The sequence below is a fragment of the Pedobacter yulinensis genome, from assembly GCF_003029735.1.
Lineage (GTDB): Bacteria > Bacteroidota > Bacteroidia > Sphingobacteriales > Sphingobacteriaceae > Pedobacter > Pedobacter yulinensis.
The window spans coordinates 382719-405853 of the sequence record NZ_KZ686270.1 but is presented as its reverse complement, the minus strand read 5'-3'; the positions used below and the strand labels follow the sequence as shown (position 1 = coordinate 405853).

Sequence of the window (23135 nt, the reverse complement as noted above, 5' to 3'; positions counted from 1 at the left end):
TGCGTTATCTGGCTTTGAAATTTCCGGTAAAATCTCCCTTTGCATTGCCCTTCGCGGTATTTACATCGAAAGAGACCGCATAGCCGCCTCCGCTGCGTTCGATGGTGACCTTGCCGCCGGTCATCGCGTCGCCTAATGGCGAGGCTTCAGACGAGCCAAGACTACCTGCAACAAAGTTCGTGGGCGTGCTGGAATTGCCGTTCAGTGAGTAGGTGCCGGTCGGGATTTTGTTGGAATTGCTGAAGATAAAGTGAACGGCACCATGAACACCCGCGGGTTCCAGGAATAGGTGTGCCTGGCCATCTGCCAGCAGATAGGTGCCGCCGGCCAGGGCAACGGTTTTGTTCTGATAGGTGTATTTAAACTCCGAATCCTGGTTGCCGGTGTTGTTCTTTTTGCAGGCCTGACCTGATCCGATCAGGGCGATAAGTGCCGCAGTGCGCAGGAAGTTTTTTAAGATTTTCATGATCGTTTTCGATTTATTGTTTGGTAAATGTTCCTGTAGCTATGGTTTTCAGGCCATTGACATCATGTGTGTACCGGGCAGCCTCCAGCTTGCCCGCAATCAGTACGAAAAAGGTGATGGTTCCATTTGAACCCGAAACACCCGTTCCCGCAACATGTTGTATGGGCGTATAGTCTTTGTTCGGAACGGGCTCGTTCAACGTTGATTCCCCGTACTTATTTTCTGTAAACTTGAGCTTGCTGAGAACCATAAGCGGGCTGCCGGCTGTGCGAAAAGATCCGCTATAAACGGCTCCCGCCAGGGCATTCTGGGCAGGAACCTTTTCAAGCGTATAACTTGCCAGCTCCGTCTCGCCTTGAGTAGTCAGGTCTGTGATCGCTTCGCCTTCAATTTTGAAGTTGAAAACATCGCCACCGCCACCCAGATCAAGTTTTAATGAGCCGTTTTGAAATGTATAATTGGCATTTTCACTGCCGTCGCCCCATTGAATGACTGCCTGGGCATTTGGCTTGAAGGTAATGACGTAGGGTACATTGGTTCCGGGCTGAAACACCACTTTCCCGGCAATGTAGTAGTCGGTCCAGTTTATGGATTGTTCAGGTTCTGAACCACTCCCGCCTTTTTTACAGGCATTAAATGCGATAAGCAGCGCCACAAGCGAGAGGGCTGCCGTTAGTGTTTTTAACTTTTCCATGTTTTTTTAGGTTGAGTAAGTGTTTATGAAGGCAAGGTAGCAGGAGACTTTTATGTGTTTCGCAGGACCGAGCGAACGCCCGTTTGCAATGAGTAAAGCGGGTTGCCGCGCGAGCGAAGTAGTTGGTTTGCTGGGGGTTTCTGTTGCACCTTGCAGGAAAGAAGGGGCGGTTGCGACGAGGACTGCCAGACCTGCCCGCACAGCAACCGCACCAGCTCAGGGTAACCAGGCTTTTGTCTGCGCCACAAGCAGGTCAGTCCAATTGCCGCCGCAATGGGTGCTGCAGGTAGTGTCGGTCAGGCCGGCGCTTTTCCCCTTAACCGGTGAGTTGACGGGAATCTGGTCGTACAATGCCTGACCGGCATATGCTCCGTCAGCTCCGCCACTGCAGGTTATGCTGTATATCGGGATTTTAAAGTTTTGCGCATTCCAGGCACCGGCCGAGCCGCAGGCAGCCAGCAAGCCCTGGCAATAGTTCAGGCTGTTGCCGGCCGAAATTTCGGTAAGCAGCATATAGGAGGTATAAGAGAATCCACCCGCAACTGAACGGCTTTTTGGTATTCCGTATTTTTGGGCAAGTGCAGAAATACACCGGTCAAAGTCCTGCCCCATCTGCGTGGCCCGGTCGTTCCAGCCCATGCCCCTGCCACTTCGATAGGCAACGATGGCTGCTGCATATCCCGCTGCCGCTGCTTTCTGGCATACGGCATTTTCTGCGGCTCCATCCAGTGCCCCCGGACCGGGATTGTTCTCATCATTGCCGCTGCCAATAACAAGTATTCCTTTCAGGTGCTGCGTTTCAATTGGCGTGATAAGCCGGTAGGTGATGCCGTTTGCAGTTTCGGTTAATTGCGTCAAGCCTTCTGGTGCAGGTGTTCCGTCTTGAACAGATTTCTTTTTGCATGCCGATGCAATAATTGCAACGAGAAGCAGTTTCAGGATCATGTCTTTCATATTTGAGTTTTAAGTGCGGGTATTCGCGCCATAAAGAAGCGTATCTTAAATGCACCGGGCGTCTTCAATGCGTGGCGCGGAGCATTCCGGGTGTGGAAGGACCCTTTTAATAAGTAATGCGCCCGCGAGGCGTAATGAACCTGCAGCAGTGACCCCGCCTCACCGAAAGGGTATGTTCACGCAGTCAAACCGGGGTGTTCAGACAAAAAATCTGTTAGGCCGTCTGATTTTAACTACTTTTAAGCAGGCAGCAACTGGCTTTTGTACAGCGCGTTGCCTTTCCCAAAGTTGCCACCTATGAAAAAAACACAGCTACTGAGAATGGTATTGATCGGGTTGGCGCTCGCGGTGTATACGGCGCCGCTTGCGGCGAGGCAGCCGCGTTCAAAGATCGATTCCCTGCGCGGCGCCCTGGCAGGGGCAAAGCAGGATACAGGTCTTGTAAAAACAATGTATCATCTGGCAGATACCTACCGTTTTTTTGATACCGATTCGTCCTGGTATTTCACCCGCCAGGGAAGCCGGCTGGCCGAACGGCTGAGGTGGGCCAAGGGTATTGCCGCTTTTCACACCAATAAAGGGAATCTCATGAGTTATGATGGGCGTGACCTGGAGTCGATCAGTCATTATGATTCTGCCTATACGATTTATAAACAGCTCGGCCATACGCGCAATGTAGCGGCAAGCCTGAATAATATCGGTGCGGCCTACCAGCACGTCTCAGACAATGTACGGGCCCTCCGTTATACCCTCCTTGCCATTGCTGAAGCTGAGAAGACGACAGACCGGAGTTTAATATCGCTTTGTTATAACAATGTGGTCTCCTTGTTTTTTGCGCAGCAAAATTATGATCGCGCCATATTCTATTGCCGCAAAGCCCTTGCAATTGCCAGGAAGAGCGAAGACCTGTTGCAGACTGCCGACGTTCTGGATATGATGGGAAACGTTCTTGTTGCACAGGGACATCCTGCCGCGGGCGAAGCGCATTACCGGGCTGCTTTAGGCTTGGCGAGGAGGACAGGCGACAGCTTTGCAGAAGCCACGGTACTGAGCCATTACGCACTGCTGTTTGAGCGTGATAAACAACGCAAGATTGCCCTCCTGTTGCATGCACAAACGCTTTTTGAGTCCAGTAATCCGAAACGCCTGGAAGCGATTACCAATCTTGGGAATATTGGCGGCACGTATGCTGCAATGGCGCTGCATGACAGTATAGGCGGCCGGCCGGTACAGCTTAATGCTGCGACCAAGGCGGCGCTATTGTCTAAAGCCGCATATTTTTTGACAAAGACGATGGCCATGAGCCGTCTGGTCAAAGACCCGGATAACCTTGCCTACTTTGCCGACAATCTTGCTCAGGTTCAGGAAGCAACCGGCAGGTACAGGGAGGCCCTCATCAACATGAAACTTGCCGTCAGACTGAACGACTCCATTTACTCGCAGGAAAATAAAAATAAACTTGCCCGGCTGGAGTCGTTACGCGAGCTCCGGTTACGGGACAAACAGATCGAACTGAACAAGTTCAAAATCAGGCAAATGTGGCTGTATGGTGCAATTATTGGGGTCTTGCTGGTATCTGGCTTTCTCATCATCGTTTACCGGTTCAGGATCAGGCAATTGCGGCTTACACACCGGCTCAGGCAAAAAGAAGCTGAAGCAAAAGAGCGGGAACTGCTGCACCGGAGCAGACTTTCTGAAAGCGAACTGAAGGCCATTCGCGCACAAATGAACCCGCACTTTATTTTTAATGTACTGAATTCGATTGAGTCTTATGTGCTCGATAACGATGCGCGCACCGCGAGCCGTCTGATCCAGAAATTTGCCGCGTTAAGCAGGCTCATCCTTGAAAATTCCACGCAGAGCCTGGTACCTGCTGAACGGGAATGGAAAGTGCTGAAGCTGTATGCAGAACTGGAATCGATCCGTTTCGACCACCGGTTTGGTTATTCTTTTCGGGTTGATCCCGAAATTGATCTGGCAGGGCTGATGCTGCCGCCAATGCTCGTGCAGCCGTTGATAGAGAATTCGATTCATCATGGTTTACAGGCTGGAAACGGAACGCAGATTGACATTGTGCTGAAGCAAACCGACAACGGGATACGGTTCGTTGTAGAAGACGACGGGGTGGGCATGCAGGCGTCCAAACCTGCCGCACTCGGCGATACGGTGAAGGGAAAATCAATCGGACTTTCCGCAATCCGCGAACGCGTTTCGATGTTAAACAACCTTTACCGTGATGCGCGCGCCAGCTTTAATATTGGTACGCGGGAAAAAGGGGTTCCGGGCACGATTGCCACCATAGATCTGCCTGCGCGTTACGAACTGGCCGTTCATTAGCCACAAGGCAGGTGTCAGCGCTACGCCTCGGTATGAAAGCACACGCGGCACCGGGGCTCATAACTTTCTTTTTCGCCGAGCATGACGCGCGCGCTGTTGGCTACCTTCCGGAACGAATACATAGCGGCGCTGCCACAGCAAACGCAGACAGCATGAACTTTAGTGATGTGCTCGGCAATCGCCATAAGTGCAGGAACTGGCCCGAACGGGCGTCCCTGAAAGTCCATGTCCAGGCCTGCGACGATCACGCGTACACCTTTCTGCGCAAGTTTGTTACAAACTTCGGGCAAGTCCTGATCAAAAAACTGCGCTTCATCAATACCAACAACCTGGGTGTTGGCACCTAGTAACAGAATTGCCTGAGCGTTTTGAACGGGTGTAGATTGAATGGAATTCAGATCGTGCGAAACCACTGCAATGTCATCATAACGGGTGTCTGTAACAGGCTTGAAGATCTCGACTTCGAGCCTGGCAATCTGGGCACGCTTAAGCCGCCTGAGCAACTCTTCCGTTTTTCCTGAGAACATGGATCCGCAAATCACCTCGATGCTGCCTGTAAATGCCCCTCTTCTTGATTTCTGTTCGCTGAATAACATGTGTCGTGCCTTGTTCCGGCCGGCTAATTTCGGAATTTTGTGCTATTTTTGGAGCGCAAGTTACCAACAAAAGGGCCCTTTGGGCGTTAATATAGCATGATGAACCAACAGGAAATTTTTAGAAAACTGGGAACAATTCTCGACGAACTCAACGAACAATACGCTTACCTTGCCGAAAGTCCTGAAAAACTCGGGGGTCTTGAGGTCGAATTGTTCCTGGCCAATGCAAATTTCCTGGCCGATCATGCCGCCATTATTAAAAAACTAAACGAGAAGAGCGCGCACCAGCCGGCAGCTGTTGCACCGGCTGGCGATTTCCAGCCGTCGGCAGAAACCGCCATAGGCACCGAACCGGGCGCAGCGGTCGTAGAAGCACCGGTTCAGCCGGTGGCAACGGCCGAAACAACCGAAGCGGAGACTGCCCCAGCCAGGCCCGAGTTTGACCGTGATATCTTCAAACCTGACGATTCACATCAATCGTTTGAGTTCATTATCAATGAGCGTACAGAACCGGCCAACTGGTCAGATGCCGAGATAGAGGCGCCTCTTGCAGAGAATGAAGAGCGTCTGGAGCAGATTGCAGGAGCAGAGGAAGATGAAGCCCGGGTTGATATCACGTCCGTGCGCGTACCGGAAGGATGGAATGAGGATGCCGTTGCTGCAGATGACGAAGACGAAATAGGCCCTGAACCTTTTCTCGTATCAACAAACGACGTTGCGCCGCATGCCTGGCCTGAGCAAGACGAACCTTTGAAAGGCGGGACCATTAACGAAGACCAGGCCGGGACCTGGCCGGTACAATCTGCACCTGCAAAAGGACCCGTTTCAGAGCCGGGAACGATGTCACGCCAACAGGTACCTGTAAACGAAGCACCTGACGAACCAGTTTACGCCGCGCAGAATCCGGTACATCCCGCTGCCCCCCTGCAAGTTGAACAGCTGGCGGCGGAAGAGAAGAAATTAAACATTAACGAGTTGTTCGCCAGGAATCGCGAAGCCGGCGAAAAACAACAGGAGGGTGGGCAGGCACCTATCGCAGACCTGAAACAAGCCATTAGCCTGAATGATAAACTGCTCTTTATCCGCGAACTTTTTAACGGCTACAACCTCGCTTACTCTGAAGCCATTGATTTGGTCAATAAAATGAACGGTTTTGACGCGGCCGACTCATTTCTGCAGAAAAATTATGCTGCAAAGAATAACTGGGCTGCCAAGCAGCTCACGGTAGACAAACTGTATGAATTGTTGCGCAGGCGTTTTCCGGCTTAGGCGCTTTGCCGGCGGCGGCGCCTGATCAGGGTAACAGGTGTTGCCGGCTAAACCCGATGGGCGTGGCGGCCCCTGAGGAACGAAGGCCATAACAGACAGCGGGGCTACCGGTTCTTTGCTCTTTAAGCCCTGCTTTCAGAAAAGACTGTGATCTTTCGGCACCCGGCACCTGCCGTTAAATAAAGCCCATCCGGTTTGAATCCAGTTTCAAAAAAATGAAAAGCAGGATGGTGAAACTCCACAGCGAGGAGCCGCCGTAGCTCAAAAAAGGCAGTGGAATGCCGATTACAGGCACAATGCCTATCGTCATGCCAATATTGATGAACACGTGAAAAAAGAGAATACATGCTACCGCATAACCGTATACCCTTGAAAATGCAGAACGTTGCCGTTCTGCCAGGTTTACCAGTCTGAGCAACAGTAAACAATACAGGAGAACAACGACGGTACAGCCGGCAAACCCCCATTCTTCGCCCACTGTAGAGAAAATAAAATCGGTGCTTTGTTCTGGCACATACCCGTATTTTGTCTGTGTTCCCTGCAAAAACCCACGCCCTAAAGCCTGTCCTGATCCAATCGCAATTTTAGACTGATTTACATTATACCCGGCACCTTTAGGATCCGTTTTCAGGCCGAGAATGATCTCGATACGCGAACGCTGGTGCGGTTCCAGAACCTTATCGTAAGCCAGCTTGACGAGAAAGAGGTAAGCAACAGCCACCAGCGTAACCACCAATCCGGCAAACATATTTTTAGGCCGCCGGCGGTTAAAGTAAATGAAGGCGACGCCGGCAGCGACGATGACAGGTATCAGAATTTTATAGGGAACGAGGAAGTCGGCCACGAACAGTACGATCATACCTAAAAAAACAAGCAGGAAGTACCCTGAAAGCCCCTCACGGTACAGGGGAAACATAAAGGCAAGGAACACGAGCGCAGAACCGGTATCGGGCTGTTTCAGGATCAGCAGCAGAGGAGTGGCTACGATGGCGGCTGCGATGGCGATCGATTTAAGGTCGCGAAACTTGGGGCTGAACGTGCTTACGTACCGGGAAAGCAGCAGGGCTGTGCCGAATTTTGCAAATTCTGAAGGCTGAAGCCTGAAAGAGCCGATCGGGATCCATGCCTGGTTGCCGCCTACATTCCGGCCAATAAAAAGTACGGCAATGAGCAGCAGGATGGTGATGCCATAAATAACCGGCGAAAAAATGTTGAAGAACTTCCCGTCAAAAAGCAGCAGCGAAAAGCCAAGAACCAGGCCTGAAATAATAAAAATGAGTTGGCGGCCGTAATTTGCCGAGAAGTCGAAAACATCAGCTTTTTCAGGATTGTACACTGCAGCATAGATATTGACCCAGCCAATCGCACATAATGTTATGTAGAGCATGACCGTAATCCAGTCTACATTAAAGAAGAATCTGTTTCCCTGTTGTGCTTTCATGGCTTGCGTTCGGCTTTCGTAGGCTGTGTAGTTGTCTTGCGGGAGCCTGTGTCAGGCTTTTTTCTGGCCGTATCAATCCTGTTCCTGATGGTATCAATCCGGCCCGGTTTTACTTTGGTTTTTAGCGCTGGGAGGAGGTTTTGCTGCATCATCCAGTCGGCCTGGGCGCGGCGGCCCGGCGAAATGCTGTCTGTCAGGTACTGTTCAACCATATAACTGGCTATCGGTGCAGCATAAGACCCGCCGTAGCCGGCATTTTCCACAATGACGGCAATTGCAATTTTCGGGTTAACCCGGGGTGCGAAACCAATGAATACCGCATGGTTTTTACCATGTGGATTTTGCACGGTTCCGGTTTTTCCGCAGAGCAGGATGTTGGGTACCCGCGATGCATAAGCGGTGCCGTACCCCGCGTTCACAGCATCTTCCATGCCGTCGATAACTGGTTCATAATGCCGTGCATCTACACCTGCAAAGTTTTTGCTGCGGTATTTCTCGTCAATTTCGCGGTTATCGCCAACGCTTTTGATAATGTGCGGCCGGTAGTAATAACCACGGTTGGCTATGATTGCCATGGCATTGGCCATTTGCAGCGGTGTTGCGGTGATCTCTCCCTGGCCAATGGCCAGCGAAATGACCGTTGTGTATCCCCAGCGTTTGCCCCAGCGTTTATTATATTCTTCTTCGGTGTAAAAGATTCCTTTACGTTCGTAAGGCAGGTCGATCTCCAGTTTATGGCCAAAGCCGAATTTCCTGATTTTTTCTTCCCAGTCGCCATACATGGCACGCTGGCTTTTCATGCCTTTCCGCGTCAGCAGCTTTTGAAAGATGTAACAGGCATACGTATTACAGCTGCGGGCCAGTCCCCGCCTGAGGTTGGTGTTGCCGTCGACATGTTCGCAGCGAACCCGGTGCCTGCCTGCCTGGTAAAAACCCGGGCAAAAGAATGTTGTATTCGGATCAATTACGCCCTCCTGCATGCCGATGAGTGCATCGATCGGTTTGAAAGACGACCCCGGCGGATACATGCCCTGAATGGGCCTGCTGTTAAATACCCGGTAAGGGTTTGCAAAGAGTTTCATGTAATTGTTCCCCCAGTCGCGTCCCACGGTAAGATTGGGATCGTAAGAGGGGCTGCTGACAAATGAGAGTATTTCGCCGGTGGCGGGTTCAATGGCAACGATGGCGCCCACCTTGTTCTGCATAAGTTTCTCGCCAAGCTTTTGCAGCTTGATGTCGATACCGGAAATAAGTTGGGCACCTGAAACAGCCAAGGTGTCAAATTCGCCATTCGCATAACTTCCCTGGGCTACATTGTGCACATCGTAAATCATACGAGTTATGCCGCGCTGGCCGCGGAGCACTTCTTCGTAACTCATTTCCAGACCGCTTTTGCCGATGTAATCGCCCATGCGGTAATAACCACCAGAGTTTTTAATATCCTTTTCGCTCACCTCTTTAACATAACCGAAAAGCTGTCCGCCCACGCTGTCCGGATATTGGCGCACGGTACGCTTTTGTACCCGGAAGCCGCTGTACCGGCCCAGTTTTTCCTGCAGGCGCGCATAGACCTGTACTGATAGTTGTTTTTCGAAAATACTTTCCCGGTATCCATTCTGGGAAATGGCCTTGCGCCAGTTTTTGTCAAACTTTTTTTTATCAATACCGATGGTCCGGCACAGATCGAGCGTATCAAATGGCTTGACCTCTTTGGGCGTAACCATCAGGTCGTAAACCGGCTCATTCTGTACCAGCACGTGGCCATTGCGATCAAGAATGGCGCCCCTTGCAGGGTAGGTGAAAATGTTGCGAAGCACATTGCTGTTTGCCGAGATGAAGTACTTGTCGCTGGCAATCTGGATATAAAAAAGCTTGGCAACCAGGATCAGCAGTACAACGATAAAAACACCCTGAACTACGTATTTCCTGTTGAAAAGATTATTCATTTACCGCGACTTCCTTTTATAAAAGATGAACTGGGCCAGCAGCACCAGGAACAAGGTAAATATACAACTTACAAGACATCTTCCCAGCGTATAACCGAGCTCGCTCAGCCTGAAAGCCTCTAAAAAAAACACAACCAGGTGGTGAAAAAATATGCAGAGCAGCGCGTAAAGGCCAAACCATTTGAATCCCATTGCGCTAAGCGAGGGCTCGGGCTCGTCAAATCCATCCCGGTTAACTGTAACAGAAATAAAGGAAATCCTGACAAAGGCCAGCACCGCGCAGGCGGTGGCATGAACACCGAGGGTATCATAAAACGCATCCATTGCAATGCCGGTGCCGAAAGCAAGCAGGTAAAGCAGCAGATTTGGCATGCCGAAAGGCAGCGCCAGCACAAACAAGACGTAAATGAATGGGGTCGAGAGGTTGTAAAAACCCAGGTTGCGCAGCAGGAAGATCTGCACAAAGAAAAGCAGCAACCAGCGCACAATATTTATGATCACGACCCGGCTATTCATCAGTTTTGCTATTTTGTTCAAGAAGTTTCTGTTCGCGGGCGTACTTGTTCTTGATCACATAAACATATTGCAGGTTGCTGAAATCGTTAAACAGAGTGACCTCGGCGGCCAGAAAGTTATCTCCTGTGCTGATGTTTGTCTTGCGAACGCGGCCCACTGGAATACCCACCGGGAACTCGCCCGCACCCGAAGTAATGATCGTATCGCCTACCACCATTTTTACGTGATTTGGAATGTCGGTTACAAACGCTTTCCGGATATCGAAGTTGCGGTCACCCCATACGAGAGAGCCGAGCGCATTGTTTTTCTTGATGGCCACACTGATGCGCGTATCCTTATGCAGCAGCGAACGTACGGTAGCCAGGTGATCGGATACGTCACGTATCAGGCCAATGACCCCCTGCCCGGGCGAAATTACAGCCATATCGGGCTGGAGACCATCCAACCGCCCTTTATTGATGGTGATGATGTTGTTGCGCAGGGTAAAGGAATTTTTGATCACCTTGGCCGGCAGGTATGTGTACTGTACCTGGAGCGTGGTGTCCTTAACCGTCACATCTTTTGCGCTGTCTACTGTTCGCAACGCAAGGAGTTCTGTTTTGAGCAGGGCGTTTTCCCGCGCCAGGCTGTCATTGACCATGCCCAGGTTCAGGTAACGTTTCACGATATTGAGCCGTTCGTAGGCGCCGCCGACAACAGCGTTTGTCGAGTTCAGCGTAATGCTGCGCTGATATGCGTTGTTTTTAACGGTTAGCACAATACCCGCTACAAGGAAAATGATCAGGAAGAAGAATGCGTTATATCTGCTTAAGAAAATCCAAAGGTTACGCATTGTTTCAAAGTATGATCATTAGGCAGAGGTTTGACAGTAAACGAAAAGCGGTGCCGGCTCCGTATGGTGCGGGCATGTGATGTTAAACTTGCCAGCGCAGGGTTAGCTGTCAGGGTGTTCCTCTTTACTGCATTAAGAATTTATAATTTCCGATATTTTTGAGAGCGATGCCAGTTCCGCGAACCACTGCGCGCAGCGGGTCTTCTGCTACGTGCACCGGTAATTTCGTTTTCGAAGCTACGCGTTTATCAAGACCCCTCAACAAAGCACCGCCGCCCGTCAGGTAAATGCCGGTCTGGTAAATATCTGCAGAAAGCTCGGGGGGCGTAATTTCCAGGGCCTTAAGAATGGCTTCTTCGATCTTTGAGATGGACTTGTCCAGGCAGTGGGCAATTTCGGTGTACGAAACCGTGATCTGTTTCGGTACACCTGTCATCAGGTCGCGTCCCTGAACGGCAAAATCTGCAGGCGGGTCCTGTAACTCGGGCAGTGAAGCACCGACCTCAATTTTGATCTTTTCGGCTGTACGGTCACCGATCATGATGTTGTGCTGCCTGCGGATGTAGTTAACGATATCAGAATCGAAATTGTCGCCTGCAACCCGGATAGACTGGTCGCAAACAATGCCTGAAAGTGCAATAACAGCAATTTCTGTCGTTCCGCCGCCGATATCGATGATCATATTGCCCATCGGCTCTTCTACATCAATGCCAATCCCGACAGCTGCAGCCATTGGCTCATGGATGAGGTAAACTTCTTTTGCGCCGGCAATTTCGGCAGAATCGCGAACGGCCCGTTTTTCCACCTCTGTAATGCCCGATGGGATACAGATCACCATACGCAAAGACGGGAACATCCAGCCTTTGCCGCCGTTCAGCATGCGGATCATTCCCTTGATCATGGCTTCTGCAGCATTGAAATCTGCAATAACCCCGTCTTTCAGCGGCCGTACCGTTTTGATGTTGTCGTGGGTTTTACCTTCCATCTGCATGGCCTGCCGGCCAATGGCAATGACTTTATTGGTTGCGCGGTCGAAGGCGACGATCGAAGGCTCGTCTACAACGACCTTGTCATTATGTATTATTAAGGTATTTGCCGTACCGAGGTCGATAGCGACTTCCTGTGTAAACCAATTGAATAGACCCATTTATATGAAGGTAATATGTGATGTTAACAAATTTATACTATTCCTAATGAAAAACTAATCTTTTTATTGTGCCCGTGTATAAAAAGAACGTTGTTTATAAGGGCACGTTGAACCAGATTTTTTTAATGTTTGAAATGTCGGATGCCGGTTGTTACCATTGCAATCCCCTTTTCATTTGCCTTGGCTACAGAGTCGGCGTCCTTGATAGAGCCGCCAGGCTGCAGCACTGCGGTAATTCCGGCATCGGCTGCAATTTCCACGCAATCAGGAAACGGAAAAAAAGCGTCAGAAGCCATTACGGCGCCTTTTACGCTAAAGTTAAACGAAGCAGCTTTTTCAATCGCCTGTCTGAGTGCGTCTACGCGCGAGGTCTGCCCAACACCGCTTGCCACCAGCACACCGTCTTTAACCAGCACGATGGTGTTGGATTTTGTGTGCTTTACAATCTTGTTTGCAAAATAGAGGTCTTCAAGTTCTGCGGCAGTTGGCGCTTTCTCGGTAACTGTCGTCATTTGCGCAGGTCCCTCGATGGTGAGGTCCTTATCTTGCTCGATAACCCCATTGAGTAAGGTCTTGAACTGCTTTTTGCTCAGCTCAACATTGTTCCGCTTCAGGATAACGCGGTTCTTTTTGGTGCTGAACAGGTCAATTGCTTCCTGCTGATAAGCCGGGGCAATCAGTACTTCGAAAAACAGCTTGTTGATTTCTTCTGCAGTAGCGAGGTCAACCTCGCGGTTGGTAATCAGTACGCCGCCAAAGGCAGATACGGGGTCACAGGCAAGCGCATCTTTCCAGGCCTGCAGGACGGTTTCACGGGAGGCAATCCCACAGGCGTTCGTGTGCTTCAATATCGCAAACGTAGGCGCATCGAACTCATCGATCAAGCTTACCGCGGCATCTACGTCGACCAGGTTGTTGTAAGACAACTCTTTACCGTTCAGTTTGGTAAACATGCTGTCCAGGTCGCCGTAAAAAATGCCCTGCTGGTGTGGGTTTTCGCCATACCGGAGCGCCCTGGCCTGTTTTACGCTTTGTTTGAAAACCGGAAGCGGCTCTTCGGCATTGAAATAATTGAAGATGGCCGTATCGTAGTGCGAAGATACATGAAAAGCTTTGCGGGCATATTCCCTGCGTTGTGCCAGCGTGGTGGCACCTTCTTGCGTTTCCAGCTGCGCCAGCAATGAAGAATAATCATCTTTGGAGGCAATGATGACCACATCGTTAAAGTTTTTCGCTGCCGCACGGATCAGCGATATACCACCAATGTCAATTTTTTCAATAATCTCTTCTGCAGAACCACCTGCTGCAACCGTTTCTTCGAACGGATAAAGGTCAACAATAACCAGGTCAATTTCAGGTATTTCATATTGGCTGATCTGCTCCTGGTCCTGGGCTAAACCCCGGCGGTTCAAAATGCCGCCAAAAACTTTAGGGTGGAGGGTCTTAACGCGACCGCCGAGTATAGATGGATAACCGGTCAAATCTTCAACGGCTGTAACAGGCAATTGCAGGTCTTTTATAAACTGTTCTGTGCCGCCTGTAGAAAACAACTGGACGCCGTTGGCTGCAAGAAGCTTAACCAGGGGCTCCAGGCCGTCTTTATAATAAACTGAAATTAAAGCGTTTTTGATTTTGATCGGTTGACTCATTTGTTACTGGAATTTGAGCCGCAAAATTAGGTTTTTTGAACGAGAATTCTGAATCAAAAACGCAGAAAGCATTTTCCCGGCGCACTTCTGCGCAGGCCATTGACTTTCAGTTTGTTTCGGCCTTTGAAGCGCTTACTTCCTGATCTTTTTCATCAGACTTTCGACCACCCGGGGATAGTGCTGGTGCTCCAGTTGCTGGCCTTTAAATTTCACCATTTCGATACTGTCGTCCTTATCAATCCTGTATCGTGCCTGGTAAATGTATTCGCCCTCATCATAGTGCTCATTTACATAATGAATCGTAATGCCGCCTTCAGTTTCGCCGGCAGCGAGCACCGCTTTGTGAACATGGTCTCCATACATGCCCTTGCCGCCATATTTTGGCAAAATGGCCGGATGAATGTTCACAATGCGCCCGGCATAGGCTGAAATGAGCCGCTGCGGAATAAGCCAGAGGAAACCAGCCAGGACAATAAAGTCGATGTCGAGATTTTTAAGCAGGTCTATGACCTGGTCGGTTTCATAAAATTCATGCCGGTCAAAAACATGAGAGGGAATTTCGAAATTATCGGCGCGCTGCAATACATATGCTTCTGGGTTGTTGGAAAGCACCAGGGCAATTTCAGCATCTGCGCTTCTTTTGAAATGCTCCATCAGTTTTTGAGCATTGGATCCTGACCCGGAGGCGAATATGGCAATTCGTTTTTTCACGTGCGGCTGTTTTAGGTCAAAAATAACATTTTACCACAGATTCTCGCGGCGGATGTGGTTTTTTTGGGCGGTGAAGGAGTTGGGTGAAGCGTGATTGTGACGCGCTGATCAAAATATTTCTTGCTGATGTATTGCAAGTTAAAAAGATAACTTCTATATTTGCAGTCCGAAAAAAAAGAAAAGACAAAAGGCTAAATTACAATGGCAAATCATAAATCAGCTTTAAAAAGAATAAGGGCTAACGCAGCGAAACGTTTACGCAACCGGTATCAGGCTAAGACCACCCGTACCTTCATCAAGAGGTTACGTGCGGCTGAAGATAAAAAAACAGCTTCAGAACTTTTGCCGAAAGTAATTTCGATGTTGGATCGTTTGGCCAAGAAAAACGTTATTCACAAAAATAAAGCTGCCAACAACAAGTCAAAACTGACAAGATTCGTTAACGGCCTGCAGTAGGTAGTAACTCATTATCATATAACGGGATATGCGCAAGTGTATCCCGTTTTTTTGTTTGCTGAAAAATTATTGTTTTCTTTTTCAGATAAAATATGTTTTTCAAAGAAAAATATATATATTTGGGTATGGGTTGCAGGGTAATAGATATGAGCGCGGCCGATCAACGAATCGGTATCAAACATTGGGCTGAAGCAGACCGCCCGAGAGAAAAATTAATGGGGCATGGCAGAAGGCATCTTACCGATGCCGAACTGATCGCTATTTTGATCGGTTCGGGAAGTAAGAACGAAACGGCTGTAGATCTGAGCAAACGAATGCTTGCAGCATACGGCAACAATCTCAGTCAGCTCGGAATGTTATCTGTCAGGGATCTTTGCCGGTTTAAGGGTATCGGCGAAGCGAAGGCGATGTCTGTGGTGGCAGCGCTGGAACTGGGACGCCGGCGTTCTGAACTTCCGGTTCCTGCTTGCAATAAACTGGAATGTTCTCGCGATGCATATCGCGCCCTGCACCCACATCTTTCAGATCTGGATCATGAAGAGTTCTGGATTCTGATGCTAAACAGGGCTAGTTTGATCAAGGGTCTAAAACTCATCAGCCACGGGGGCCAGTCTGCTACTGTTGCAGACCCGAAAATCATTTTCAGAACGGCGCTGGAGAACGGCGCAGCCTATATCATCCTGGCGCATAATCATCCTTCAGGCAGCATTACGCCAAGTGCAGAAGATATTGCACTTACCCGCCGCCTGCGCAGCGCCGGCCAGGTAATGGGCATACCGGTCATGGACCACATAATTATCGGCGCCGCCGGTTACTGCAGTTTCCGTGATGAGGGTCTTCTTGAGGCCTGAGGTTGTAAAGCGGGGACTAAACATGAGCATCAGGCGCGTAGAGAAAAGCTGCAGCAAGCCAATCTTAGTCGTATTCCATTTAAGACATGGGTTTTGCGGCGCGATGTCTCGTTTTTGATAACCAGAGGGTGTACAGGTTTGAGTCCGTTCAGATTTGCAGGTAACCAGGCATTGTATGATTGTGGTCGCCCGTTTTTCAAATAAAGCTGGCGGCAATTGGATTTAAGTCTATTTTGTTTGACGTACGCAGGCTCCTGGAAGAAAGGCTTCGATCGCAGCTTTCTTACGCCTGTTGGCAAATCTAAAACGCACAGTTGAGGCTTGCCGCTTGTTTTGTTCATAACTGCGATCTTCCCCGATATCAATTTCCCCGAGGCCTGCCACAGGCGCACCGGCAGCCCTGATTGCACTATCTGGCTGTTATCGGGTCCTCACCTGTTCTAATCTGTCAGCGCCTGGTGTTTATGTCTCCGGTCGCTGAACATCAGCATGCAGTGATGAGCAGTGTTTCCCACAAGGCCGTACTGCTGCCCCGTTGTGCAAGGCTTTGTGTTTCATTTGTCTGCTTATCGATACGAGGCTCCCATTGGCTGCTTCCCGCTGTCTGGCCGGCTTGCGGGCAGATTGTAATTCCTGCTTTGGCCGAAATGATAAAAAGCTTAATTTGGCGCCTCACACCATTTGATATGAATACTTACCTGCGTTATTTCCTGCTATCGACTATTTTGCTGGGCGGCAGCAAAGCGGCGTCCGCTCAAAAAGGAAACGTGCCCATTAATGTACTGTCTTACAACATCAGGCTGAATGTAGCCAGCGACGGGGAGAACGCGTGGCCAAACCGGAAAGACAACGTCAAAGCACTGATCCGGTTTCATGATACCGATATTCTGTGTGTTCAGGAAGCCCTGCCTGAGCAATACGACGCGCTTTTAGAGGGGACCGGCTTTGATGCGGTGGGAGCCGGCCGTGATGACGGCAAACGTAAGGGCGAATTTTCAGCCGTCTACTTTCGCAAAACCAGGTTTGATAAAAAAGACGGCGGAACTTTCTGGTTGTCTGAAACACCCGATGTCCCGTCGAAAGGCTGGGATGCTGCCCTTAACCGGGTTTGCAGCTGGGCCAAACTTTATGACCAGCTAAATAAAAAGACGTTTATCGTTTTCAATACACATTATGACCACATCGGTATACAGGCAAGGATCGAATCAGCGAAATTGCTGAAGCGCAAGATACAGGAGCTTGCACCCAACCTCCCGGTAATATTTACAGGCGACCTCAATGTTACACCAGACAGTGAAGCGATCAGTACAATTACCTCTTTTCTACAAGATACAAAGGCCATATCGGCCGAGCCGCCTTATGGCCCCGAGGGCACATTCAATGCGTTTAATTTCAACAGCCCACTTAACCAGCGGATCGATTACATCTTCGTTAATAAGGCCTTCAGGGTTCAGAAATTTGCCGTGCTGAGTGACAGCAAGGACCGGCATTATTTCTCAGATCACCTCCCGGTATTTGCCAGGCTGTATTTCTAGTGCCCGAGCCGATACCTGCTTTCATTCCCGTGCTGCAAAATAGCCGGTTGCCTGTGTCATTTGGCGCTTAAATACTATCTTTGCAGCTTATTTGCGGGCGTACAAGCCTGCTATGGATTAATGTATACATGAAAATATCCTACAAGTGGCTCAAGAGTTTTGTCGACACGACATTGAGTCCAGAAGAAATTTCGCTGGCACTGACGGGTATCGGCCTCGAGGTAGAAAGTCTTGAGAAGGTGCAGGCCATTGCCGGGGGGCTAGAGGGTTTGGTTGTCGGCGAAGTGCTGACCTGTGCGCAGCATCCCAATGCTGACCGCCTGCGCGTTACTACGGTAAACGTGGGCGAGGCCGCCGCTTTGCAGATCGTTTGCGGTGCACCCAATGTAGCTGCCGGTCAGAAAGTGATTGTTGCAACCGTTGGTACAACCGTTTATCCGCTTGAGGGTGAACCATTCAAAATCAGCAAATCGAAGATCCGCTCTGAAGTGTCTGAAGGAATGATTTGTGCCGAAGATGAAATTGGTCTGGGTAAATCTCATGACGGCATCATGGTGCTCCCTGCAGATACGGTGCCTGGCACGCCAGCTAAGCGTTATTTTAACCTGGAAGACGATTTTGTTTTTGAGATCGGCCTCACACCCAACCGGGCCGATGCCGCTTCTCATCTAGGGGTGGCCCGGGATCTTGCAGCGTTTCTCCGTACCGGTCATAAATTTCCTGATCTCGGCCGGTTCGAGCCGGGCACCGGGACGGCCATCCCGGTCGAGCTGGAAGACCCGGCGGCTTGTCCGCGTTATTCCTCGCTGCTTATCAGCGGTGTAATTGTCCGGGACTCGCCTGATTGGTTGAAGGATCAGCTTAAGGTGATTGGAATCAGACCTATCAATAACATTGTTGATGTTACCAACTATGTGCTGCATGGTCTGGGCCAGCCGCTGCATGCCTTTGACGCAGCCAGGATCAAGGGAAATAAAGTCATTGTCAGGAAAGCTGCCAAAGGTGAAAAGTTCATAACCCTTGATGGAGTGGAACGCAGCATGTCTGCAGAAGACCTGATGATCTGCAACGAAAGCGAACCGATGTGTATAGCCGGCGTTTTTGGTGGTTTAGATTCTGGAATCAGCGAAACGACGACCGAGGTATTCCTGGAAAGCGCTTATTTTAACCCGGTTAGCGTAAGAAAGACGGCTAAACGGCATACGCTCAAAACCGATGCCTCGTTCCGTTTTGAACGCGGTACCGATCCCGAAATGACTGTTCCGGCGCTGAAATATGCAGCTTTGCTGATCACGGAGCTTGCAGGAGGGAAGGTGTCATCACTTGTCGATGACCAGTATCCGCAGCCGGTGCCGCCGTTCGAATTTGCGGTTCGCTACGACCACATCAACCGCTTGATCGGAGCAGAAATTCCCGCGCAGGAGATCCGTGCCATTATAGAAGCGCTTGGAATACAGGTTCTGGCTGAAGTAAACGGACAGTTGCACCTCCGTGTGCCTGCGTACAAAGTCGACGTAACCCGGGAGGTTGACATCACTGAAGAAGTGCTGCGTATTTATGGTTATGACAATATTGCAATTCCGCAGAAGGTAAATGCCTCGCTTGCTTATTCTGCCAAACCCGATCCTGAAAATACGCAACAGCTCATCGCAGATCTGCTCGCCGCAAACGGGTTTACAGAAATTCTCTGCAATTCACTCACCAAGGGCGCATACTCCAGGAATTTTGAAGAAGCGGTTCAAATCCTGAACCCGCTAAGCAGCGACCTGAATGTACTGCGGCAGGAGCTGCTCTTTCCCGCGCTGGAGAGCGTAGCTTACAACCAGAACCGTAAGAATGCGGATCTTAAATTTTTTGAGTTTGGCAAAACATACCGCCTGGTGGAGGAAAAATATGTCGAATCTTCCAGGCTGCTCGTGTTGCTTTCCGGCAATGCCCGCACGGAACAATGGAACCGGAAGGCGCAGACAGCAAATTTTTATCAGTTGAAAGCCGTAGTAGACGGGGTGATGGGACGGCTTGGCCTGTCTGGTTTCCAGACAGCAGAAGCCCCTGGTGATACCTTTGCTTATGGCCTGAAATATTTCCGTGGTGAGAAAGTGCTGGTCAGTTTTGGCGAAGCGCTGCCGGCCGACCGCAAGGCAACCGGTGTTGAAAAAGCGGTGTTTTATGCCGATTTCGATTGGCAGGCCCTCATTGACAGCACCAGGAAAAACAAAATTTTTAACAAGGATATTCCGAAATTCCCATCTGTAAGGCGCGACCTTTCGCTGCTTATTGATCAATCAGTTGTATTTGACGATCTGAAATCGGTCGTTTACAAAACGGAGCGCAAACTGGTTCGCGACATCCAGGTCTTCGATGTGTACCAGGGCGAGAAACTCCCGGCAGGGAAGAAGTCTTACGCCATCAGCCTGACGCTGCAGGACGATGAACAGACGCTGACTGACCAGAAGATTGACGCATTGATGCAAAAGATCATCGGTAATCTGGAGAAACAAAGTGGTGCGGAGATTAGAAAATAAGGATAGTGTTGCATTTTATTAATGGTTGGAACGAAAGTTTCAACACTTTTAAATAACTTAGTCGCTTAATTAATCGTACATGGCAACGGTTGCAGATCAATTGGATTCGGTAATGGACAAGACCGCACGGCTCATCGAGTTGTGTCTGGCCTTACAGGAAGAAAATGATTTGCTCAAACTTGAAAACCAGTCGTTAAAAGTTGCGCTCGATACTTCCAAAGCGAAAATCTCGGATCTTGATGAGAAATTAAGGGTGTTGAAAGTTGCAAAAAGCATTGAAGGCACGAGTGAGAAGACTCTTGACATAAAGCAAAAAATTAACGAATTTGTGCGGGAAATAGATAGGTGTGTAGTGTTGCTTAAAAAATAGGCAATCAGGTAGAAACTAAGCTAAACAATATGGGAGAGATCTCCATTAAGATAACTATCTCCGACCGTATTTATCCCTTAAAGGTAAATATGGAAGAAGAGGAAATTGTGAGGCGGGCAGCAAAAATGATCAACGAGCGCATAAAGGAATACCAGGAAAATTATGCGGTCAGAGATAAACAGGATTTACTTTCAATGGCCGTGCTGCATTATGCAACAGGCGTTTTGAAAGCTGAAAATAAAGTCCAGGCGCAGGATACGGCTGTTGCCGATAAGGTGGGGGAGTTAGATAGTTTATTGACGGATTTTTTCTCGAAATAGGATCGTTCTTTTTATATGGTGCACAGGCATTGTCCGGACCGGGCGGCGTGCAGCCAGAAGTAGCAACAAAAATATTAGCCGCAGCTAGATTTTTGAGTTTCACTATTTTTAAACTTAACACTTCAATATGTATGGGGTTAAGAAAGTGGATTTCATCTGCCAAGAGCACCTGAAAATGACTTAAATCCCAATTATGCTTAGTTGAGGTTTGAAATACATGAGACTCGATAAATCAGTTGCGGTTTTTTTTTAAAAACAAAAAAATGGAAATAGTTGGAATAATTGGATATGTTTTAGCCGGGCTCATAGCCGGCACCCTGCTGGGGAGATTTCTCCTGCGCAACCTGCTGAAAAATCAGGAAATCGCTGCGCAAACCAAAGTAAAAAAGATCTTAAAAGACGCTGAAAACAATGCGGAGATCCTGAAAAAAAATAAACTGCTCGAGGCGAAAGAAAAATTTCTGCAGCTTAAGGCCGAACATGAACAGGAAGTCAACACCCGCAACAACGCAGTAAATCAGCGTGAAAATAACCTCAAGCAAAAGGAACAGTCCGTTAACCAGCGCCTCGAGAACCTGAACCGCAAAGAACAGGAGCTTGATAAGGTACGTGCCAACCTGGAAAAACAAACCGACATTGCCGTAAAGAAACAGGAAGAAGTTGAACAACTGAAAAACCAGCACCTTAAGCAGCTTGAAACCATTGCCGGCCTTTCTGCCGAAGAGGCCAGGAACCAGCTTGTTGAGAACCTGAAGCAGGAGGCCCGTACCCAGGCCATGATCCAGGTCAAAGACATTGTAGATGAGGCCAAACTCACGGCGACCAAAGAAGCGAAAAAAGTGGTTATCCAAACCATTCAGCGTACAGCCGTCGAAGCTGCTATTGAAAATACCGTATCGATCTTTCATATTGAAAGCGACGAGATCAAAGGCCGCGTTATTGGCCGTGAAGGGCGCAACATCCGTGCGCTCGAGGCTGCCACCGGAATTGAAATTATTGTAGACGACACGCCTGAAGCGATCATCCTGTCAGGCTTTGACCCGGTTAGGCGCGAAATTGCACGCCTTGCCCTGCACCGCCTCGTTACCGACGGCCGTATCCACCCTGCGCGTATCGAGGAGATCGTAGCCAAGACAAAGAAACAGATCGAAGACGAAATCGTGGAGATCGGTGAACGCACCGTTATTGACCTGGGTATTCACGGTCTGCATCCCGAATTGATCAGGATGGTGGGGCGCATGCGCTATCGTTCATCCTACGGGCAGAATCTGCTTCACCACTCGCGTGAGGTGGCCAATTTCTGTGCAACAATGGCCGCCGAACTGGGTCTCAATGCGAAACTGGCAAAACGTGCCGGCCTTCTGCACGACATTGGTAAAGTGCCTGACGACAATCCTGAATTGCCACACGCCATTCTCGGAATGCAGTTGGCCGAAAAATATAAGGAGCATCCCGAAGTTTGCAACGCAATCGGCGCACACCACGATGAAATCGAGATGACCTCGTTGATTTCACCGATCGTTCAGGCCTGCGACGCGATTTCAGGTGCACGCCCGGGTGCACGTCGTGAAGTCGTGGAAAGCTACATTAAACGTCTTAAAGAGCTTGAGGAACTCGCACTGTCGTATCCTGGTGTTGAAAAAACCTTCGCCATTCAGGCCGGCCGCGAATTGCGGGTCGTGGTTGAAAGTGAACGCGTAACTGATGCCCAGGCAGAACTTCTTGCTGCAGATATTTCAAACCGCATACAGACGGAGATGACTTATCCGGGGCAGATTAAGGTGACCGTTATTCGCGAAACCCGCTCGGTATCTTACGCCAAATAACATTCAATATCCAGAATAGAAAAGCGATTGTCAGAACCAATCGCTTTTTTTATTTTTAACACCTATCAGACAGCACAGTTGAAAAAAGAAGAGTTTATGAAAACGCAGGCAAGACGTCCGGTTGACCGGGATTTTGACAAGTATGCCGAGAGTCACCAGAATGGTACCAATAAGATTATACATTGGATCTGTGTGCCATTAATCTTTTTCAGCATTCTCGGACTGCTGTGGTCTATACCATTTCCGCATCTGGATTTTCTAGGCAGGTACAATGGTTACCTGAATTGGGCGTCGTTTGCCATTGCTTTTTCGGTGTACTATTATTACCGCCTATCGCCGGTACTCTCTTATTTCATGCTGATCATTATTTTTATCATGGCGATGGGTATCGTGCAGCTGGAGAAGTGGCAGTTGGCAGGGGGGCCGTCCATATGGTCAGTTTGCCTGGTCATCTTCGTCGTTTCCTGGATCGGACAGTTTGTAGGGCACAAGATAGAAGGCAAAAAACCTTCGTTTCTTGACGATCTGAAATTTTTGCTGATCGGCCCGATCTGGCTGCTTCACTTTATCTGCCGTAAACTGAATATCCGGTATTGATCCTGTCTTTGTTAACATTGTCTTAATGGTTAGCTAAACGAATCTTAATTAACACGTAACAGGCTGCTAACATTGTGGTAATAGCTTTGCTGAAAAT

Annotated in this window: 21 protein-coding genes; 10 read left to right on the top strand and 11 right to left on the bottom strand. The window is 49.3% G+C overall.

Annotation, left to right across the window (positions count from 1 at the left end; all coding sequences use genetic code 11):
* Positions 1 to 4 precede the first annotated feature (4 nt).
* The 3 genes from C7T94_RS16295 to C7T94_RS16285 all read right to left on the bottom strand — a co-directional run bounded on the left by C7T94_RS16295 (position 5) and on the right by C7T94_RS16285 (position 2114).
* Entirely contained in the window at positions 5 to 466 is a 462-nt protein-coding gene (locus C7T94_RS16295; RefSeq protein ID WP_107216567.1) for a hypothetical protein, read from the bottom strand.
* A gap of 13 nt (positions 467 to 479) precedes the next feature.
* Positions 480 to 1160, bottom strand: coding sequence for a hypothetical protein (locus C7T94_RS16290; protein WP_107216565.1), 681 nt, complete (start codon positions 1158 to 1160; stop codon positions 480 to 482).
* A gap of 216 nt (positions 1161 to 1376) precedes the next feature.
* Entirely contained in the window at positions 1377 to 2114 is a 738-nt protein-coding gene (locus C7T94_RS16285; protein ID WP_107216563.1) for a hypothetical protein, read from the bottom strand.
* A 297-nt stretch (positions 2115 to 2411) separates the two neighbouring features.
* Between C7T94_RS16285 and C7T94_RS16280 the strand changes: the two genes are divergently transcribed.
* On the top strand, positions 2412 to 4451 hold the full coding sequence (locus tag C7T94_RS16280) for a tetratricopeptide repeat-containing sensor histidine kinase (RefSeq protein ID WP_107216561.1): 2040 nt from the start codon (positions 2412 to 2414) through the stop codon (positions 4449 to 4451).
* A 20-nt stretch (positions 4452 to 4471) separates the two neighbouring features.
* Here C7T94_RS16280 and C7T94_RS16275 read toward each other — a convergent pair whose 3' ends face one another.
* Positions 4472 to 5047, bottom strand: a complete 576-nt coding sequence (locus C7T94_RS16275; protein WP_107216559.1) for a thymidine kinase — start codon at positions 5045 to 5047, stop codon at positions 4472 to 4474.
* 96 nt (positions 5048 to 5143) lie between these two features.
* On the opposite strand from C7T94_RS16275, the gene C7T94_RS16270 reads away from it, so the two are divergent.
* Entirely contained in the window at positions 5144 to 6316 is a 1173-nt protein-coding gene (locus C7T94_RS16270; protein ID WP_107216557.1) for a hypothetical protein, read from the top strand.
* A gap of 175 nt (positions 6317 to 6491) precedes the next feature.
* Here the strand turns inward: C7T94_RS16270 and rodA are convergent, their stop codons facing one another.
* From rodA to purN, 7 genes are all read right to left on the bottom strand, one after another.
* The gene (rodA, locus tag C7T94_RS16265; RefSeq protein WP_107216555.1) at positions 6492 to 7757 is read right to left on the bottom strand and encodes a rod shape-determining protein RodA; all 1266 of its coding nucleotides are present in this window, start codon (positions 7755 to 7757) and stop codon (positions 6492 to 6494) included.
* Entirely contained in the window at positions 7754 to 9703 is a 1950-nt protein-coding gene (gene mrdA / locus C7T94_RS16260) for a penicillin-binding protein 2 (protein ID WP_107216553.1), read from the bottom strand. The genes rodA and mrdA overlap by 4 nt, the downstream gene beginning before the upstream one ends.
* A complete protein-coding gene (locus C7T94_RS16255; RefSeq protein ID WP_107216552.1) occupies positions 9704 to 10219 on the bottom strand; it encodes a rod shape-determining protein MreD in 516 nt (171 codons plus the stop codon).
* Positions 10212 to 11051, bottom strand: a complete 840-nt coding sequence (mreC, locus tag C7T94_RS16250) for a rod shape-determining protein MreC (protein ID WP_107216550.1) — start codon at positions 11049 to 11051, stop codon at positions 10212 to 10214. The genes C7T94_RS16255 and mreC overlap by 8 nt, the downstream gene beginning before the upstream one ends.
* Positions 11052 to 11175: 124 nt before the next feature.
* Positions 11176 to 12198: a rod shape-determining protein gene (locus C7T94_RS16245; protein WP_107216548.1), complete on the bottom strand. Its 1023-nt coding sequence runs from the start codon at positions 12196 to 12198 to the stop codon at positions 11176 to 11178.
* Positions 12199 to 12320: 122 nt separating this feature from the next.
* Positions 12321 to 13847 carry a bifunctional phosphoribosylaminoimidazolecarboxamide formyltransferase/IMP cyclohydrolase gene (gene purH / locus C7T94_RS16240; RefSeq protein ID WP_107216546.1) on the bottom strand — a complete coding sequence of 509 codons (1527 nt, stop codon included), beginning with the start codon at positions 13845 to 13847 and terminating at the stop codon, positions 12321 to 12323.
* Positions 13848 to 13979: 132 nt separating this feature from the next.
* Complete coding sequence (gene purN / locus C7T94_RS16235; protein WP_107216544.1) at positions 13980 to 14558, bottom strand: phosphoribosylglycinamide formyltransferase; 579 nt, start codon at positions 14556 to 14558, stop codon at positions 13980 to 13982.
* A gap of 201 nt (positions 14559 to 14759) precedes the next feature.
* Between purN and rpsT the strand changes: the two genes are divergently transcribed.
* From rpsT to C7T94_RS16195, 8 genes are all read left to right on the top strand, one after another.
* Positions 14760 to 15014, top strand: a complete 255-nt coding sequence (rpsT, locus tag C7T94_RS16230) for a 30S ribosomal protein S20 (RefSeq protein ID WP_107216543.1) — start codon at positions 14760 to 14762, stop codon at positions 15012 to 15014.
* Between the two features lie 146 nt (positions 15015 to 15160).
* Positions 15161 to 15865: a RadC family protein gene (gene radC, locus C7T94_RS16225; protein WP_107216803.1), complete on the top strand. Its 705-nt coding sequence runs from the start codon at positions 15161 to 15163 to the stop codon at positions 15863 to 15865.
* Between the two features lie 686 nt (positions 15866 to 16551).
* Positions 16552 to 17400 carry an endonuclease/exonuclease/phosphatase family protein gene (locus tag C7T94_RS16220; protein WP_107216541.1) on the top strand — a complete coding sequence of 283 codons (849 nt, stop codon included), beginning with the start codon at positions 16552 to 16554 and terminating at the stop codon, positions 17398 to 17400.
* Positions 17401 to 17528: 128 nt separating this feature from the next.
* Positions 17529 to 19925, top strand: a complete 2397-nt coding sequence (gene pheT / locus C7T94_RS16215; protein WP_107216539.1) for a phenylalanine--tRNA ligase subunit beta — start codon at positions 17529 to 17531, stop codon at positions 19923 to 19925.
* A 79-nt stretch (positions 19926 to 20004) separates the two neighbouring features.
* Positions 20005 to 20295: a hypothetical protein gene (locus C7T94_RS16210; RefSeq protein ID WP_107216537.1), complete on the top strand. Its 291-nt coding sequence runs from the start codon at positions 20005 to 20007 to the stop codon at positions 20293 to 20295.
* 29 nt (positions 20296 to 20324) lie between these two features.
* A complete protein-coding gene (locus C7T94_RS16205; protein WP_107216535.1) occupies positions 20325 to 20615 on the top strand; it encodes a cell division protein ZapA in 291 nt (96 codons plus the stop codon).
* A 263-nt stretch (positions 20616 to 20878) separates the two neighbouring features.
* On the top strand, positions 20879 to 22441 hold the full coding sequence (gene rny / locus C7T94_RS16200) for a ribonuclease Y (RefSeq protein WP_107216801.1): 1563 nt from the start codon (positions 20879 to 20881) through the stop codon (positions 22439 to 22441).
* 96 nt (positions 22442 to 22537) lie between these two features.
* Positions 22538 to 23038 carry an Mpo1 family 2-hydroxy fatty acid dioxygenase gene (locus C7T94_RS16195; RefSeq protein ID WP_107216799.1) on the top strand — a complete coding sequence of 167 codons (501 nt, stop codon included), beginning with the start codon at positions 22538 to 22540 and terminating at the stop codon, positions 23036 to 23038.
* Positions 23039 to 23135 lie beyond the last annotated feature (97 nt).

Excerpts from the sequence above, each read along its gene's own strand:
- C7T94_RS16295 (WP_107216567.1), bottom strand. The coding sequence starts at position 466 with ATGAAAATCTTAAAAAACTTCCTGCGCACTGCGGCACTTATCGCCCTG.
- C7T94_RS16290 (WP_107216565.1), bottom strand. The coding sequence starts at position 1,160 with ATGGAAAAGTTAAAAACACTAACGGCAGCCCTCTCGCTTGTGGCGCTG.
- C7T94_RS16285 (WP_107216563.1), bottom strand. The coding sequence starts at position 2,114 with ATGAAAGACATGATCCTGAAACTGCTTCTCGTTGCAATTATTGCATCG.
- C7T94_RS16280 (WP_107216561.1), top strand. The coding sequence starts at position 2,412 with ATGAAAAAAACACAGCTACTGAGAATGGTATTGATCGGGTTGGCGCTC.
- C7T94_RS16275 (WP_107216559.1), bottom strand. The coding sequence starts at position 5,047 with ATGTTATTCAGCGAACAGAAATCAAGAAGAGGGGCATTTACAGGCAGC.
- C7T94_RS16270 (WP_107216557.1), top strand. The coding sequence starts at position 5,144 with ATGATGAACCAACAGGAAATTTTTAGAAAACTGGGAACAATTCTCGAC.
- rodA (WP_107216555.1), bottom strand. The coding sequence starts at position 7,757 with ATGAAAGCACAACAGGGAAACAGATTCTTCTTTAATGTAGACTGGATT.
- mrdA (WP_107216553.1), bottom strand. The coding sequence starts at position 9,703 with ATGAATAATCTTTTCAACAGGAAATACGTAGTTCAGGGTGTTTTTATC.
- C7T94_RS16255 (WP_107216552.1), bottom strand. The coding sequence starts at position 10,219 with ATGAATAGCCGGGTCGTGATCATAAATATTGTGCGCTGGTTGCTGCTT.
- mreC (WP_107216550.1), bottom strand. The coding sequence starts at position 11,051 with ATGCGTAACCTTTGGATTTTCTTAAGCAGATATAACGCATTCTTCTTC.
- C7T94_RS16245 (WP_107216548.1), bottom strand. The coding sequence starts at position 12,198 with ATGGGTCTATTCAATTGGTTTACACAGGAAGTCGCTATCGACCTCGGT.
- purH (WP_107216546.1), bottom strand. The coding sequence starts at position 13,847 with ATGAGTCAACCGATCAAAATCAAAAACGCTTTAATTTCAGTTTATTAT.
- rpsT (WP_107216543.1), top strand. The coding sequence starts at position 14,760 with ATGGCAAATCATAAATCAGCTTTAAAAAGAATAAGGGCTAACGCAGCG.
- radC (WP_107216803.1), top strand. The coding sequence starts at position 15,161 with ATGAGCGCGGCCGATCAACGAATCGGTATCAAACATTGGGCTGAAGCA.
- C7T94_RS16220 (WP_107216541.1), top strand. The coding sequence starts at position 16,552 with ATGAATACTTACCTGCGTTATTTCCTGCTATCGACTATTTTGCTGGGC.
- pheT (WP_107216539.1), top strand. The coding sequence starts at position 17,529 with ATGAAAATATCCTACAAGTGGCTCAAGAGTTTTGTCGACACGACATTG.
- C7T94_RS16210 (WP_107216537.1), top strand. The coding sequence starts at position 20,005 with ATGGCAACGGTTGCAGATCAATTGGATTCGGTAATGGACAAGACCGCA.
- C7T94_RS16205 (WP_107216535.1), top strand. The coding sequence starts at position 20,325 with ATGGGAGAGATCTCCATTAAGATAACTATCTCCGACCGTATTTATCCC.
- rny (WP_107216801.1), top strand. The coding sequence starts at position 20,879 with ATGGAAATAGTTGGAATAATTGGATATGTTTTAGCCGGGCTCATAGCC.
- C7T94_RS16195 (WP_107216799.1), top strand. The coding sequence starts at position 22,538 with ATGAAAACGCAGGCAAGACGTCCGGTTGACCGGGATTTTGACAAGTAT.